At 67.5% G+C, this 13,202-nt stretch carries 12 protein-coding genes; 6 read left to right on the forward strand and 6 right to left on the reverse strand.

Translation table 11 applies throughout. The features are described from left to right. Positions 1–7: 7 nt before the first annotated feature. Positions 8–2,305, reverse strand: a complete 2,298-nt coding sequence (locus ACFYY1_RS41230; protein WP_388595063.1) for a discoidin domain-containing protein — start codon at positions 2,303–2,305, stop codon at positions 8–10. 300 nt (positions 2,306–2,605) lie between these two features. Between ACFYY1_RS41230 and ACFYY1_RS41235 the strand changes: the two genes are divergently transcribed. From ACFYY1_RS41235 to ACFYY1_RS41255, 5 genes are all read left to right on the forward strand, one after another. Beyond that, a complete protein-coding gene (locus ACFYY1_RS41235) occupies positions 2,606–3,757 on the forward strand; it encodes an ROK family transcriptional regulator (protein WP_388595065.1) in 1,152 nt (383 codons plus the stop codon). Positions 3,758–3,845: 88 nt separating this feature from the next. After that, positions 3,846–5,126 (forward strand): ABC transporter substrate-binding protein, encoded by a 1,281-nt coding sequence (locus ACFYY1_RS41240; RefSeq protein ID WP_388595066.1) that lies wholly within the window; start codon positions 3,846–3,848, stop codon positions 5,124–5,126. A gap of 24 nt (positions 5,127–5,150) precedes the next feature. Further along, positions 5,151–6,086 carry a carbohydrate ABC transporter permease gene (locus ACFYY1_RS41245; RefSeq protein ID WP_388595068.1) on the forward strand — a complete coding sequence of 312 codons (936 nt, stop codon included), beginning with the start codon at positions 5,151–5,153 and terminating at the stop codon, positions 6,084–6,086. Further along, positions 6,083–6,946, forward strand: a complete 864-nt coding sequence (locus ACFYY1_RS41250; protein WP_388595070.1) for a carbohydrate ABC transporter permease — start codon at positions 6,083–6,085, stop codon at positions 6,944–6,946. The genes ACFYY1_RS41245 and ACFYY1_RS41250 overlap by 4 nt, the downstream gene beginning before the upstream one ends. Further along, complete coding sequence (locus tag ACFYY1_RS41255) at positions 6,943–8,274, forward strand: alpha-L-fucosidase (RefSeq protein ID WP_388595072.1); 1,332 nt, start codon at positions 6,943–6,945, stop codon at positions 8,272–8,274. Before ACFYY1_RS41250 ends, ACFYY1_RS41255 begins: the two co-directional genes overlap by 4 nt. A 381-nt stretch (positions 8,275–8,655) precedes the next feature. On the opposite strand, the gene ACFYY1_RS41260 is transcribed toward ACFYY1_RS41255, so the two are convergent. The 4 genes from ACFYY1_RS41260 to ACFYY1_RS41275 all read right to left on the reverse strand — a co-directional run bounded on the left by ACFYY1_RS41260 (position 8,656) and on the right by ACFYY1_RS41275 (position 10,271). Then, positions 8,656–9,183, reverse strand: a complete 528-nt coding sequence (locus ACFYY1_RS41260; RefSeq protein WP_388595073.1) for an ATP-dependent DNA ligase — start codon at positions 9,181–9,183, stop codon at positions 8,656–8,658. Continuing rightward, positions 9,155–9,532: a hypothetical protein gene (locus tag ACFYY1_RS41265; protein WP_388595075.1), complete on the reverse strand. Its 378-nt coding sequence runs from the start codon at positions 9,530–9,532 to the stop codon at positions 9,155–9,157. The genes ACFYY1_RS41260 and ACFYY1_RS41265 overlap by 29 nt, the downstream gene beginning before the upstream one ends. 56 nt (positions 9,533–9,588) lie before the next feature. After that, positions 9,589–9,771 (reverse strand): DUF6233 domain-containing protein, encoded by a 183-nt coding sequence (locus ACFYY1_RS41270; protein ID WP_388595085.1) that lies wholly within the window; start codon positions 9,769–9,771, stop codon positions 9,589–9,591. 155 nt (positions 9,772–9,926) lie between these two features. Further along, positions 9,927–10,271, reverse strand: coding sequence for a hypothetical protein (locus ACFYY1_RS41275; RefSeq protein ID WP_388595076.1), 345 nt, complete (start codon positions 10,269–10,271; stop codon positions 9,927–9,929). 297 nt (positions 10,272–10,568) lie between these two features. Between ACFYY1_RS41275 and ACFYY1_RS41280 the strand changes: the two genes are divergently transcribed. Next, entirely contained in the window at positions 10,569–10,973 is a 405-nt protein-coding gene (locus tag ACFYY1_RS41280) for a DUF6188 family protein (protein ID WP_388595078.1), read from the forward strand. Between the two features lie 1,067 nt (positions 10,974–12,040). On the opposite strand, the gene ACFYY1_RS41285 is transcribed toward ACFYY1_RS41280, so the two are convergent. Then, positions 12,041–12,721: a hypothetical protein gene (locus tag ACFYY1_RS41285; RefSeq protein ID WP_388595080.1), complete on the reverse strand. Its 681-nt coding sequence runs from the start codon at positions 12,719–12,721 to the stop codon at positions 12,041–12,043. Positions 12,722–13,202: the final 481 nt, after the last annotated feature.

The following is a 13,202-nucleotide window of genomic DNA, read 5'->3' on the forward strand; positions in this document are numbered from 1 at the left end:
GGGCGCGTCACAGACCGATGACGGTCAGGTCGGCGCAGGAGGTCCAGGGGTTGCCGTTGATCTCCGAGAGTGCGCGCAAGCGCACGTATCGGCCGGAGACGGCGGGGAATCTGACGGTTTTCAGGGTGGCGTCGGCGGCGAATGTTCCGGTTGTGACGGCGCTGCCCCATTGTGTGCCGTCGGCCGAGACGTAGAACTCGTAGGCGCCGACCCAGCCGTTCTGGCTTCCGTCCTGCCGTGGCAGGTAGGTGAAGCCTGAGACTGTGTGGGTGCGCTGCATGTCGAGCTGGATCTCGTGCGGGTGGGCGGGGGCCGGGGAGAGGTTCGTCCACTGTGTGTGCCAGAAGGTGGACATGTTGCCGTCCAGGACGCTGGTGGCCGGGTCGTTCTCGGCACTGAGTTCCTGGCTGTCGGCGTACTTCACTGTCCAGTCGGCGCGCGCCAGCACGTGCGGGCCGCCGCCGTTGATCCGGACGTTGAAGTGGCTGGTGCCGTTCATGGTGAGGGTGAGGACCAGGGTGCTGGTCGTGGCGTCCCAGGTCTGGGCGGTGGTGTAGGGGCGGGTCATGCCGGGGTAGTCGTCGAAGGCCACGTGCGGCTGCTCACCGTTCCAGGTGCCGACGATGGTCAGGGTGACGTTGCGGATGTCGCGCGAGGTCCGGTCCGGCAGGGTGCGGTTGCCGACGGTGGTGATGGAGCCGTCGGTGTTGACGATCGGGTTGCCGGCGGCATCCAGCCTGGGTGCCATGTAGTTCTGCCCGTACGCGACGGTGCTCGCCTCGTCGGTGACCTGGGACATGGCGTCGGTGAGGTTGAGCCGGTAGTTGAAGACGTGGAAGCCCAGATTGGACGGGTTCTCCTGGATGACCACGCTGGTGTGCTCGTCGGAGCTGATGGTCACCTGTGCGCCGGGCACGTTGGTCAGTGGGATGACGGAGGCGGTCTTGCGCTGTTCCCACATGACGGGGTTGGTGTAGTACCACTGCTTGCTCGCGCCGTCGGAGCGCACCACCCAGCCGTTGCCGGTGGCGGCGAAGCCCGGGAAGAGTTTGTCGTAGTAGCTGGTGGGCTGCTTGGAGGTGACGGTGGTGAACGGGCTTAGGTCCGCGGCGGGCATCGTGGTGGGCACCAGCGAGACCATCCCGTAGCGCCCGTCGGCCGCCATCGCGTTGTTGACCGAGCCGTTCCAGCCCGGCGTCGTGTAACTCCCGATGCCCTTCGCCAGAACCTGCTGCTGAGCGGCCACCTGGGCACGGGTCGGAATCTGGATCCAGCCCTTCAGGACGGCCTGCAGGAGAGGGTAGATGCCGAACTGGGCACCGGCGTATCGGTTTCCGAGCGCGCCGTTGGTGAAGTACGAGGCTTCCGCCAGGAAGCAGGTCGCGCCCTGCGAGAGGTCACGGACGATCGACTGCACCTGCAGGCCCTGGGGGTACTGCAGGATGTACTTCCAGTCCTGCTCTCCGCTGCCGCCGGGGAAGACTCCCTTGCCGTCCAGGCCCCACTTCCACCAGTCGGTCGACGAGCCCCAGTTGCCGATGTAGCCGGTCAGCCAGAGGCCCTTCAACAGCGCGTCGGTGCTGTCGGTGGCGAACGACTCCTTGTTCATGAAGACGAGGTTCTTGGCGTTCGCCTTCATCGTCGGCAGGAACTTGGCGTTGCGCTCCATGTAGTCGAGCATCATGCCGTGGGTGCCGAAGATGTTGGTGTCGGTCCAGAAGAAGAACATGCCCTGCGTGCCGACGAGGTTGAACAGGCTGATGAGGTAGTCGCTCTGGTCGGTGCCGTTGTACAGCTCGGCCGCGTTGAGGCCGACGAAGGTCTTCGGGTGGGTCTGCGCCCAGGTGCGCCATTTGCTCACCGGGATGGCCTTGGTGCCGGTGGCGCCTTGGGCGACCTGCACGGTCACAGGAATGCCGGCGTTTTCGGCGGTGTCGAGCCTGGACTGGATCCAGTCGGTCGCGGCCGGCACGTCGTGGATCTCGCTGCCGGGGATGAGGTTGATGTAGCAGTAGGGCTTGAGGGCCTCGGGGATCGTGTTCCACAGCTGCACGAGCGTGCCCTGGTACGGCTCGTCGCTCTGCCCGAGGTTGACCAGGTGGGCGGGGTGAGTCGCGTCGATGGTCGCACGCAGGGCGGCACGGGCCGGCGCGGCGGTGGCCGTGCCGACCCCGAGCCCGCCGAGGAGTCCCGAGCCGGCCACTCCCGCTCCGATCGCCGCGATCGCGCCGAGGAGTCGTCGGCGTCCCAGGCCGTCGTCCGTGCGTATGTCGGATCTCGCTGTGAGGTTTTTTGGGTCTGCCACCGCTGCCTCCTGCTGTTCGCCGGCCCATGAGGGGCCGCATGGTTGTGAGGTAGCGGCAACCTAGGCGACGCATGTCCACCTCATAAAGAGTTCGGAAACAGCCTTCGGCAAGGCTCCATATCCGCAGGACAAATCGCAGCAGATGCCCGTGTAACGCCTGTCCGTCATCTGGGTTTCGAAAGTGAACGGGCGCGGCTTTCGGAATTGTTGCGCGGCCGGTGACCGGTCACCTACGGTCCTCCCACCCGGTTACGAAGGCCGGATTCGAAACGTCCTTGGAATTCCTGAAACGAGCGTGCCATGTTCACCTTCGCAGCCGGTGGTCGGGCCTCCGGGCGCACGACCACGATGGCCTGCGCAGCGGCTCTGCACGCTCTGGGTGAGGCGACGCTCAGCGAGCTGGCGTCCGCGACCGGGCTGTCCAGGCCCACGGTCAAGGAGCGGCTGGCCGAACTCCCCCACCTGGTGGAGGTCACCTCCGGTGCCGAGCACGGGGAGTCGCCGACCCCCAGCGGCGGCAGACCGGCCTCCCGGTTCCGGTTCCGGGGCCGGCACGGATTCGTGATCGGCGTCGAGTTCGGCAAGCACGGCGAACGGATCCTGGTCTGCGACATCGGAGGCCGGATCCTCCACATCGGCCGCCACCATGACCCGGAGCCCCGATCGGGGCGAGATCGGATCAGCGCGTTCCGAGGACGTCTGGACCATGTGGTGACCGCTCTGCGGGCCACCCACGGCAGCTGGCTCGGCCTGGGCATCGCGCTCACTGGCGGCATCGGGCCGGACGGGCGGATCAGTTACGCGCCGCACTACCCCGACCTCCAGGGGCTGTCACCGGCGGAAGCCGGGTTGGTGTTCGGGAACGTTCCGCTGATCGTGGAACACGACCTGAACGCCGCCGCGATCGCCGAGCACGCCTATGGCGCGGCGCGCGGCGCCGACACGTTCGCCCTGGCTCTGGCCTGGCACGAAGTGGCGGCCGGTGTCGTTCTGGACGGCAAGATCCACCGGGGCAGGCGGAACCTGGCCGGAGAGCTCAACCTGATCGACGACTGTCCGCCGGCGCCGGCGCACTGGGGCGACGTGGAGTCGTTCCTGCCGGTCCTGGAGGATGCCCGCCGCGGCGACCCGCGCGGGCAGGAGGATGTGGACGCGTTCGCCGCGCGCGCCGCGCGCCACATCGCCTACCTGGCCTTGACCATCGACCCGGAGCTGGTCGTCCTCGGCGGTCCTCTCGCCCACCACCAGGAGCTCGTCGAGCGCATCATGACGCACTTAAACGCCATGATGCGCAAGGCGTACCCGGTGCCGCTCGCCGTCACCGAGCATCCGACGTTCGGCCCGGCACTCGGCGCGCTGCAACTGGCGCTGACCCACGCCTTCAAAACCCTGCTCGGCGACTCCGCCTTCCCCGCGCGGATCGACGTCCGGTCCCTGCATTCCGTGCCGTAGCGCACTGCCGAGCTCTGCCCGGCTCTCTCCCCGTGTACCTACACACGTGTTGTCTTCACTCCACCCGAGCAACGAGAGGAACCCTGTCATGCGCAGAATCCGGAGAACCGCCCTCATCGGCGCGGCCGCACTCGCTTCGACCGCGATCGTCGCCGGGTGCGGCTCGGACACCGGTACCGACTCCGCCGGCCATGTCACGATCACCTACATGCTGCCCAGCTCCTGGGCGAACGTCCCCGGCTTCCAGGACAACGTCCATGCCTGGGAGAAGAAGACCGGCAACACCGTGACCCTCACCCCGGTGCCGGACGCGAACTACGACTCGCTGGTGCAGGCCCGGCTCGCGGCCAAGGGCGGCGTCGACATCTTCAGCGGCCAGGACACCGTCAAGAACAAGGCCGCGATCATGCAGCCGGCCACCGGCCCCTGGCTGGAGCGGCTCAACCCGGACGTCCGCAAGGCAATCACCTCACCCGACGGCGCTGTCTGGGGCACTCCCAGCGCCGACGGCCTCAACGCCACCGGCGTCATCTACAACAAGGACGTCTTCGCCAAGGCCGGTATCACCAAGCCGCCGACCACCCTCGCCGAGTTCCAGTCGGACCTCCAGAAGGTCAAGGACACCGGGGGCACACCGCTGTACCTGAGCGGCAAGGACGGCTGGACCCTGCTCCAGCACCGCAGCTGCGTCAACGCCTCCTTCATCGGCGCCGACAAGCAGCTGGTGTCCAAGCTCGACGCCAACCAGACCAAGTGGACCGACGTCCCGGGCTTCGACCAGGAGAACAAGGCGCTGGCCGACTGGGTGGGCAAGGGCCTGACCAACGGCGACGCGCTGACCGCCACCTATGACTCGGCCACTGCCGCGATCGCGGGCGGCAAGGCAGGCGCCATCATCAACGGCACCTGGTCCTTCGCCGCGATAACCAAGGCCAACCCGTCCGCGAACCTCGGATTCTTCCTGCTCCCCGCAGCAAAGGGCCCCGGCACACTGGGCCTCCAGAAGCCCAACCTGCTCAAGGTCGCCAAATTCTCCAAGGTCGCCCCGCAGGCCCAGGACTTCCTGAACTTCATGATCGCTCAGCCGCAGGCCCAGAAGTTCATGGACGCCAACCCCGGCGTCTCCGCCTTCACCGACGTCAAGGCCGCCAACCCGGCCGGCGGCGTCGCCGACCTGCAGCGCCTGGTCGACCAAGGCGGATCCGTGGTGCCCTTCGACCAGCAGTCGGTCATTCCGCAGCCGCAGGACGACATCATCGCCGCCTACCAGGAGCTCATCGGAAAGCGGGCGGACGTCGCCGAGTTCGGCGACCTCGTCCAGAAGGCCTGGCAGAGCGCCGGCGCCAAGGCCAACGCCTCCGGGTTCTGACCCGGGCACGAGATCGGAGACAGTATGAGCCTCGCCGCCATCAGGCGCGGGGAAGCACAGCGAAGATCGCGAATAGGCGCGAAGGGCACCACCAGGTCGGGTGTGATCCACACCTACCGGTACGCGTTCCTGGTCCCCGCAGTCACGGTCTTCACCGTCTTCTTCCTGCTGCCGGCTTTCTTCGGCATGTACCTCTCGCTCACCGACGCGTCGACGTACGTCCCGGACACGCACTTCGTGGGTCTGGCGAACTACCGCATGATGGCCGGCGACAGCTCGGTCCTGTGGAATGCCACCTGGAACCAGTTCCTCTACGCCGCCTGCGTCACCGTCGGCAAGACCGGTCTCGGTGTGGCGATCGCCTTCCTGCTCAACCGCACCTTCACCGGCGCCAAGGTCCTGCGGGTCGTGGTCTACCTGCCGATCGTGTTCTCCACGATCGTGGTCGGCCTGCTCTTCGGGTACATCCTCAAGGCCGACGGCCCGCTCAACACACTTCTGACACCCTTCGGCCTGGACCAGAACTGGCTCGGCAGCTTCGACCTGGCCCTCTACAGCGTCACCGCGGTGGACACCTGGATGGGCGTCGGCTGGACAGTCGTCCTGGTCCTCGCCGCCCTCCAAGCCGTACCCCAGGAGCTGATCGAGAGCGCCCAGCTCGATGGAGCCGGCGCCTGGCAGACGGCCCGCCACATCAAGGTCCCCTACATCCGCCACGCCATCAACCTGGCCGCGCTGCTCACCTTCATCACCGGCATGAAGGCGTTCGACATGATCTACGCCACCACCGGTGGCGGCCCGGGCACGGCGACCGAGGTCCTGACCTCCTACGTCTACAAACAGCTCAACACGGGTGCCCTCGGCTACGCCTCCGCCGTCAACGTCGTCCAGTTCCTCCTGATCACCTCCGTCGCCCTGGTGATCAACCGTTTCGTCCGCAAGATGGAGGCGGCGGCATGACCCTCGCACCCACCGGGCCCCGCCAACCGGCACAACACCGTGCCCGGAAGATCACCGCCACGCTGTGCACCTACGCGCTGGCCGCCCTGGTCGCCCTGGTGTTCCTGGCCCCGCTCTACCTGGTGCTCATCACCAGTCTCAAGGGGACCACGGACGCAAAAACGATGAGCTTCGCCCTGCCGAAGAGCTGGCACATCGACAACTACCTGACGGTGGTCCAGAGCGGCAACGCGCTCCAGGCGCTCGGCAACAGCATCCTGATCGCGTTCGGTGTCACCGCCGGCACCGTCCTGGTGTGCTCGCTGGCCGCGTTCGTCATCGCCCGCCGCCCGGGCCGGGTCACCGGCGGGGTCTACAGCTACCTGCTGTCCGGGCTGATCGCGCCCTTCGCGTTCATCCCGGCCATCCGGATGCTGCAGGAAATCGGCCTGGGCGGCTCCTACCTGGGCCTGATACTCACCGACATCGCCGTGCAGATCCCGTTCATCACCCTGACGTACGTCGGGTTCATTCGGCAGCTGCCTCGCGAGATCGACGAGGCCGCCCTGCTCGACGGCGCGGGACCCCTGCGACTGTTCTTCACCATCATCTTCCCGCTGCTGCGACCTGTCAGTTTCACAGCGCTGGTGCTGGTCTTCACCTATGCCTGGAACGAGTTTCAGAACGTGCTCTTCCTGATCCCCGACGCCGATCGGTGGACCATGCCGATGACGGTATTCACCTTCCAGACCACACACAGCTTCGACTACGGGCTGGTGTGCGCCAACCTCGTCCTGACGATGCTCCCGGTGGTCGCCGTATACCTCGCCGCACAGCGCTACATCGTCAGCGGGATGGTCGCCGGGGCGGTGAAATCGTGAGCGAGAACCGCTTCGCACGATCGGCCTGGTTCCGGCACGACCGCTTCGGGATGTTCATCCACTGGGGACCCTACGCCGTCCCGGCCCGCGGCGAGTGGCTCCGCTCCCACGAACGCGTCTCCTTCGCCGACTATCAGTACGCGGTCGACGGCTTCGGCGCACAGGACTTCGACCCGCACGCCTGGGCCGAGCTCGCCGTCCAGGCCGGCCAGAAGTACGCGGTACTGACCGCCAAGCACCACGACGGCTTCTGCCTTTTCGACACCGCCCTCACCGACTACAGCAGCATGCACAACGGCATCGGCCGGGACCTGGTCGCCGAGTTCCTGGAGGCGTTCCGCGCCCGCGGGATCAAGGTCGGCCTCTACTTCTCGCTACTCGACTGGCGCCACCCCGACTTCCCGCACCACGGCGACTGGGCACACCCCGAGCGGGACAACCCCGCCTTCGCCGACCACGAGCCCGACCTGGCCTCCTACCGGACCTTCCTGCACGGGCAGGTCAGGGAGCTGTGCGCCAACTACGGCAAGCTGGACATCCTCTGGTTCGACTTCTCGTACGAGGGAATGGGCCCCGAGGAGTGGGGCGCCACCGACCTCGTCCGAATGGTCCGCACACTCCAGCCGGACGTCATCATGGACAACCGCCTGGAGACCAGCGGCGAGGGCATGGGCTCCATCGTCTCCGACGAGCCCACCCCGTACTGCGGAGACTTCGTCTCCCCAGAGCAAGTGATACCGGTCGAAGGTTTCCATACCCCCGACGGCACGCCGGTGCCCTGGGAAGCGTGCGTCACACTCAACAACAACTGGGGATACTTCGCCGGCGACGACCTGTGGAAGTCGCCGCAGCAGATGGTCACCAAGCTCGTCGAGTGCGTCGCCAAGGGCGGGAACCTGCTGCTCAACGTCGGCCCGGACCCGCGCGGCACCATCCAGCCCGAGGCCGTCGAACGACTCCGGCAGATCGGTGACTGGCTCGCCGTCAACGGCGAGTCCGTGTACGGCGCCGGGCCCGCAGGCCTCGGCACCCCGGAGTGGGGCTACTACACCCGCACCGACACCGGCACCACGCCGGCCGTCTACGCGCACGTACTGCGCGCCCCGATCGGCCCTCTGCCGCTGACCGGCGTACCCAAGGACCGGATCGAGCGCGTCACGCTACTCACCGACGGCCGCGAACTCCAACTCTGCGAGGAATGGGTCGTGGCCTCCTACCCCAGCATCCCCTTCATCCAGTTCGGAGAGGTCGGACACTTCACCTACCCGATGCCGGACCCGATCGACACCGTCGTGAAGATCGAGCTGAAGCCCGCCACCGGCCGCTGACAGCGACCGAAAGGCACGCGTGGCGGTCGTCGCGCCACTGCGAACCAGCGGAAGGCATGGGAGACCTCCTCGCCGCCGAGAGCCGGCCACCGGGCCGGATGCCCGGCGACCCCGTTGACGAAGGCGCGTCGCTCGGGCGTCATCCACTGCGATGCGCCAGAGCGCCAGGCTTCGCGAGCCCGGCGAGCGCCGAAACAGCTGTGCGAAGCGCGGTACGGCGCAGATGACCACGTCGATCACGCTCAGGCCCTGATCAGCGAAGAATCGTTGCTGCCCGGCGGGTGTCACCCGCGTGGGTGGGAAGTCGTACCGGGCGCCGCAGCCGGGCTCGTGATGGTGCATACGAGGGCGTCCCCTGGCCAGCAGTCAGGCACGGGATTCTCACCGCATCCGGGTCACGGTGAGGGTGCCGTGCCGGCCGGACCCGGCCAGCACCTCCACGACCAGGTCCGTCTCCACCCGTGTGTACGGCTCTCCCTCCGCCCGCCGCTCCCCCACCACCGCCGTACCGCTCAGGGCCTCACCGACACGAGCCGCGAGGACAGGCTCCAGGCGTGCGGACACCCTGGCCGGCCCGCCCTCGTCCCCCACCGCCAGGACCAGATGGTGCGGCCTGAGCCGGGGGCCGGTGAACCCCAGCACCAGGGCGTCGACCGTGTCCGCGTGCCGAACCTTCAACCACCCTCGCTGACCCGACGAGTAGCCGACAATGCCGCGTTTGCAGACGATGCCCTCGATGCCCTGCTCGCGCAGCCCGTCGTACCAGAGCACGGCAACGTCCCGGTCGTCGGTCGCCGGGGTGACCTGGACCGGCGGCCCGACATCGGCAAGGAGCTCCAGGAGGAAGGCGCGGCGCTCGGTGTACGGCAGGTGCCGGCAGTCACCGATAGCCGGGTCCGGGTGCTGCAAAACATCCCAGCAGACGTAGGAGGCCGGGTGCCGGGCTGCCAGGGCGCGGGGCCCGGGTCGTGGATGACGCGGCCCGTGACTGCGCGGCCGCGAAATCGAACCGGCCGTCCCGCCAGATCACGGCCTCGCCGTCCAGGACCGTGCCGGGGCGCAGTTCCATGCCGGCGACGGCCAGGTCCATCCAGTGCTGGGTAACGGCCCTGCCCGACCGGGCGTACAGCACGACGGTCTCATCGGTACGGCGCAGCACGGTCCGGTGGCCGTCGTACTTTGGCTCGTACCACCAGCCCGGCCCCTGGGGCAGGACCGGGACGGTTTGGGCCAGTGCCACCTTGGTCGGGAACTCCACGGAACCGATCCTGCGAGCCCGGCGCCCGCGAGGCGCGTCGGGCGGTCCGTACGGCCCTACCCGTCGACCAGCCCCGTCTCAGGTTTGCAGATCTGGCACGCCTCGATGTCAGGCTCCGCCAAAGCGATCACCGCCTCCTCACGGGTGAGGAATCCACCCTCGACCGGATACAGGGCACAGTCCCCGCGGTGCACCAGAGCCGCCGACGACGACCGCTGCGGCTGGATCTTCCACCGCAGCGCGGCGTGCGCCTGTTCCCGACGCCGCCGCTCCTGCTACTCCTTGATCTCCAGTTCCCGGATCCGGCCCCGGACCTGACGCAGCTGCCACTCCAGCCAGTCGGCCAGGGCCCTGTTCTTGTCCAGGTCCGATATGGCTCCGGGCACAGACATGGCTACGCCTCGGCCGGCTCGTGGGCGTGCTTGAGCGCCATCCGGGCCTCGACACGGTCGCCAGCTTCGACGGAGTCCCAGAAGGGATGGGTGGACACGGTGGTGCTGAGCTCCAGGAGCCGGGCGCGGAAGCGGGTGACTTCCGCGGCCCGGTCCTCGGTGTATCCCGGGCTGTCCGGCTTCGAGGAGATGTAGTTGCTGTGGAGCTGCTTGTCGCTCTCCCAGCCGGGCATCGGCTCAGCCGACCACGGCAAAGTCTTGGAGTACTCCTCGGACGCGGCACGGGTCTCGTCGAGGACGGCCCGGGCGTCGAGGAGGTCTTGCGGGAAGGGGAAGGCTTTCGGCACACCCCAAAGGTGCGGCTCAGGCTTGGTGGGGTCAGCCGTCGAACCAGACGACCAGGCGGACTCCCTCATCGCCGTGCAGGTTTGCCAGCGTGCGCATGACCGACCAGACGGCACCCCATTCGCTGTCGGGCACGGCGTCCTTTCGCTGTAGGCGGCCGACGCGGAAGAGCCGGTCGCCGTCCGGCCACTCGGTGTTCTCGGGATAGACGCGGCCCGCGCGGTAGAGCTGCCGGGCATCAGAGCTGGTAACACGATCTGGTGTGGCTGTGTGGTAGCCGGGGTCCGTAGGTTTACGGCATGGACAACGGGATCAACCGTGTGTGCGACGGCTGGGACATCCACTCGATGCGTGGGATCGGCATCGGAGAGGTGATCATCGGCAACGTCCTGCGACTTCACACCGGTTCGAGCCGGATCGAGGTTCACAGCCCCGCCGAACTGACGACGGACCACGAAGCCGTTCCCGTCCACGCATCCACACGGACCAACCTCGATCGGCTTCTGCAGCTGCTCGATCAGGTGGTCGCAGAGGTTCATGCAGCTGATTCGGGCAGCCTGCGAGTGCGCTTCGCCAACGGCTGGCGTCTGGACGTGCCTGTCTCTTCCGATGCCTTCGGCTGGGTCATCGGTCTGCGGGGCAGCTCCTCCATCAGTTCACTGCCCGGTGGCGGCGTGAGAATGCCCGACCGGCCACAGGCTTGAGAGCTGGCTCAGGAAGACAGCGACTTCCTGAGCCTCCTCCAGCAGATGAGCGAGCACCCGACCGACACGAAGGCGTCGTGCAGGTCCAAGCGGCGTTCCCACCGAACGGCGAGACGCTTGAACTGGTGGAGGAGAGCGAAGGTCTGCTCCACCACGTAGCGGATGCTGCCCAGGTGGCCGACCCGGTGGGATGCCGTCGACCAGGGAAATGGATTCTCCGTAACTCAGCACTGAATCGGGTCGGCGCCGCTGTGCTGCGGCCCTGCACCGATACTCCCCGCGCGAGGATTCGCCGGACATGAGCACGCATACTCAACCCGACCTGAGTGGGCTGACCGGATCACATCCTTCTTCTGCGGCATGCGCCGGCGAAGTCATCCGTGGCCCGAAAGGCGCTGCTCGGAGGACTGCTGGAGCAGGGGTTGGTAGAAGGGAGGTGATGTGGTGTCACCCCCTTGCGGGCGGATCATGCCGGCCTTGGAAGAACCTGGCGGGCGCGCAGCGGTGCTCACTGGCCAGAGCGCCGCTGCGCGCGTGGGGTGCGCCGGCGGGGTCAGACTGTCCGGCGCACGGTCTACGGGGTGGTGTGAACAGCCACTCCCATGGCAGCCAGACGACCCGGCGCTTGTCGGAGAACAGCAGCCACTTGGTCACCTCATGACAGCGGACCAGCCAGCGCCCGCAGCACACGACCAGGTCATCAACAACCGAAGGTCGCTGACGCACAATGGCTGCCATCAGCGCGCCCACTCACAGTGCAGGCACCGTCGCGCGCGGCCCCGCCGACGCGCGAGAGGGACTGGCCGGCCGCCGATCCCCGAGACGCTCCCGCCTGCAGGTTCAAGCCGGGGGTGCCGTGGCGTTCCAGCGCACTCGATTGGGCAGACGTAGGCGCCCTCGGGCCCGCGGGCGATCCGGTCCGAGCCCCAGCGGTGGAGCATCGGCCCAACGCGGTACAAGGCGGCGCCACCGGCCAGCAGGGCGAGCACGGCGGTCACGATCCGCATGGCCGTCACCCGCCGTACGAGCCACCAAGCCCCAGCGACCGCAAGCGCCCCAGCACCAAGCTATTTGATCTTCGCGGTCATGGTCTTGATGAACTTAGGGAGCACGTCGTCCCGCCAGACGAAGGGTGCTGGGGCTGGCGTGCCCTTGAAAGTCACGGTGGTCTGCCCGCCTACGGTGAACAGCAGCGGGCCTTTGTGGCAGTTCCAACTTCCCTCGGCAAGATCGGTGATGACACAGCGATCCGCGCCTGCCGCCCCCCGGGTATTGGTCCCAGACGCGAGACGATCGACGTAACCGGCAATCAACTTGGGGTCGGCCACGGCCTCGATGCGGAGCCAGAACAGGGTAGAGCTGTAGGTCTCGCCCGGAAGGCGCATGCTGTAGAGGCACCGGCCGGACTCGGACCGGTCACCCTCTTTCCACGAAGGGTGCGCAGCGAATTCCTTGATCGACAAGGCAGTAATCGGGTGGCTCTCCTGTTGGATGTCCTTGACGCCAGGGAAGATCGCCTCGATTTCCTCCTTGCGCACGAACGAGCACGCGTCCGGCCACCGATTTGCGGACAGGATTTCCCCGCTCTTGAGCGAAGGAAGGGCAATGGTCGCACCGCGGGGGGCGGCCTTGCCTATCGCAACATCACTGGACCACGGGTTGGTCCCGACCAGGAACGTCAGCAGGACGACATTTGAGATCAGCAGGGCGACTATCAGGGTGAGCACCGCGGCTCTGTTCTTCAGCATGGCGGCCGATCATCCCCGAAGGGTGAGCTGGTTGTCGACCGCATCCGCTGCCCCGAGGCATCCCGCTGCCGGGAGATCGCGGATCCGCGGAGCCGGGCCAGCCAGTGACGCGGCGGCTGTCCATACGTTCCTGTGGGACGGAGAGCGCGAGATACCGTTCCCCACTGATCGGGGGTTGAGGAACAACGACGTGCACGTTGGCGCAAGGCGGTGGTCGACAAGACCCGGACCGGGCAGTTCGTCCGCAAGCACTTCGAGGCGATGGTCTTCACCGCGCTGGCGCTGGAGTTGCGTTGGGCCGGGGGCGCGGCCGGGCGCGACCCGAGCACGCCTCGGGCTCGCAGTTCGTCGAGGTCGGACAGGCGCTCTCCGGGTAGAGCGTCGAACAGGTCGGCCTGGGCGGCGCGGATGCTGGGCGCGGGGGCCTGGGGCCGGAGCCAAGGGCACGGCGGACGGTCACGCCGGTCATCGTACGGGCAGC

Source organism: Streptomyces sp. NPDC001890, assembly GCF_042891445.1.
Classification (GTDB): Bacteria; Actinomycetota; Actinomycetes; order Streptomycetales; family Streptomycetaceae; genus Streptomyces.